The sequence below is a fragment of the Gilliamella sp. Imp1-1 genome, from assembly GCF_001690415.1.
In the GTDB taxonomy this organism is placed as follows: Bacteria; Pseudomonadota; Gammaproteobacteria; order Enterobacterales; family Orbaceae; genus Gilliamella; species Gilliamella bombi.
The window spans coordinates 1-2,373 of record NZ_LZHK01000079.1 but is presented as its reverse complement, the minus strand read 5'-3'; the positions used below and the strand labels follow the sequence as shown (position 1 = coordinate 2,373).

General features: G+C 33.0%; 4 protein-coding genes. 3 read left to right on the top strand and 1 reads right to left on the bottom strand.

The features are described from left to right. The 3 genes from A9G38_RS07130 to A9G38_RS07115 form a co-directional block, all read left to right on the top strand. Window positions 1–880 (top strand): IS3 family transposase (locus A9G38_RS07130; RefSeq protein ID WP_081297942.1); only part of this gene is annotated, 880 nt, incomplete at its 5' end. Continuing rightward, window positions 873–1,106: a primase-like DNA-binding domain-containing protein gene (locus A9G38_RS07125; protein ID WP_176713242.1), complete on the top strand. Its 234-nt coding sequence runs from the start codon at window positions 873–875 to the stop codon at window positions 1,104–1,106. The genes A9G38_RS07130 and A9G38_RS07125, both read left to right, overlap by 8 nt. A 783-nt stretch (window positions 1,107–1,889) precedes the next feature. Further along, the gene (locus A9G38_RS07115) at window positions 1,890–2,162 is read left to right on the top strand and encodes a chorismate mutase (RefSeq protein WP_051634393.1); all 273 of its coding nucleotides are present in this window, start codon (window positions 1,890–1,892) and stop codon (window positions 2,160–2,162) included. 2 nt (window positions 2,163–2,164) lie between these two features. Here A9G38_RS07115 and A9G38_RS12275 read toward each other — a convergent pair. Continuing rightward, the coding region (locus tag A9G38_RS12275; protein ID WP_176713221.1) for an IS30 family transposase at window positions 2,165–2,373 on the bottom strand (209 nt) is incomplete at its 5' end.

The window sequence follows — 2,373 nt, the reverse complement described above, 5'->3', positions numbered from 1 at the left end:
TAAAGCAAGCAGCACTGATAATAGGACGAAAATCGCTATCCTAAAAGCAAATCGACATCGTTATAGCATAACAAAGCTATGTCAATATTTAGGATTATCAAGACATTATGCTTATTATCAGTGTAAATTGAATAGACAAAAATCAGTAGGGCTTTATGCCAATAAAATCGTGACGCTATTTAATCAGAGCTATCAGTCTTATGGTACAAGACGAATTCGTTTTGATTTACAGAAAGAGAATATTTGGGTGTCACGCCGTTACATTGCTCGGGTGATGAAAGCCTTATTGCTGGTATCAAAATACACCGTTAAACGTTATCAATCTCACACTACGGAAGTGAATGAAACCGCCATAGAAAATCACCTGCAACGACAATTTGATGTAGGTGATAAAAAACAAATTGTTGTTGCGGATTTAACGTATATTCAAGTTAAGCAACGTTGGAACTATTTATGTGTTTTAGTGAACTTATCCGATAGGCAAATTGTCGGTTACCATGTTGGTCAACATAAAACAGCAGAGCTTGTTATGTCGGCATTAAGCCAAATTAAACTGCCATTATCAAAATTGGATTTATTTCATTCAGACCGAGGCAAAGAGTTTGATAATCGGTTATTAGAGGCGTGTTTTAAGACATTTAATATCACGCATTCATTAAGCAAGAAAGGGTGTCCATATGACAATGCGGTAGCGGAAGCGACATTTAAAACAATTAAAACGGAATTTGTAAAAGGCCAACGTTTCAACTCAACGGCTGAATTACAACGCGCTTTTTCGGCTTATGCTTATTGGTATAATCATAAACGATTACATTCTTCGTTAGGCTACTTGCCTCCCGTTGAATTTAAAAAACACTTACCCCTTAATTTTTTTGTTTGAAAATGTGTTGCCATTCCAATATCATGCTTATATTGAGTATGTGCGAAATACAGGGCTTAATAATCCATTGTCCTTGAGTGGGTTCGGTTTATCATTAAATTACGCCATAAAAGAAAATAGAAAGGCGTACATTAAAAAACGAACTAATATAGGGGTAAAAACTAATTTAGAAATAAACCCAGATATGTGTAAAGATTGGCTACCTAAAGCCGAAGATCCTAACTAGTAGCTCAAATTGAACCACTAAAATAAGACCGCCCTAATTGGCGGTTTTTTATTGAGTGAATACATAAAGTGTATACTTGTGAATAGTAAACATTCAAGTATACACCACTCAAACCCTTTTAGAATAAGGCTTCAAGCAGGTAGTGAACACCGTGCATACTTTTTTATAAAATTTTATTTTTATGGGGGGAGGTATAAAAAATCTAAAACATAATTAACGGATACCGCTCACCTAGATAAATTTTTACACCGTCAAAATTCTAAAACCAATTTTTAACCTTTCAATTTGGCAAGATTAAAATACCTAATATTGGGGGTCACTTTTTGTTTTAGGTATACGTTTAGGTATACGATTCGATTTTTAAAAGTTAATCTTCCAGTATTTTCAGTGTGTTTATCTATATGATTCTGTTTCCCTTGGCTCAATATTCTGTAAGATCCTTTAAAACCCATTAAAATACAAAAAATCTGTAAATCCTTTACTAGAAGGATATAAACAAAATTTTCAGTTATATTATCGTGTTATTGGGCGGTATCAATGTAAAACGAAATTGATTTAATAAATAAAAAATCAATTAATTATTAAATATCTCCAAATATTAAACTCAATTCTATTAAAAGCGCACAATCAATTTTGTATATATAAATATAGTGCAACGATGACACCTACTAAGTGATACTTTTGTGTATAATCTAATAGTGATAGGATATAAAAAGTTAAATAAACAAAAGGTATAAAATTGTGACTTATAAACCTACCCAAGCGCCAAACAAATGTGAGAATATGAACCACATTCGTGCCGAAATAGATCAGATTGACCATTCCATAATTAAATTGTTTGCTACACGTTTTGAATACGTCAAAGCTGCCAGTAAGTTCAAAAAAAATACCACTGATGTACAAGCTAAAGAACGTTTTGACAGTATGCTAGAGCAACGAAAGCAATGGTCGAATGAATTAGGGCTTAATGGTGAAGTAATCAAAGATCTATATGCAAATCTAGTACGATATTTTATCGATGAAGAATTGAAATATTTCAAAAACAAAAATAAATAAACCTAGATTACACCATGAAGTGCAATTCTTCTTAACTCCTTAGAATAAAAATCGGCAGGGCTTTTAAACTTATGCCGTTTTCTTGGGCGTGTGTTCAACAGATATTGTATTTTCTTTATCTGTTTGTCGTCAACTAATGAAATGGCCGCTGACTTAGGTATAAACTGACGTATTAAGCCATTGGTGTTTTCATTTGTGCCTCTTTGCCAGC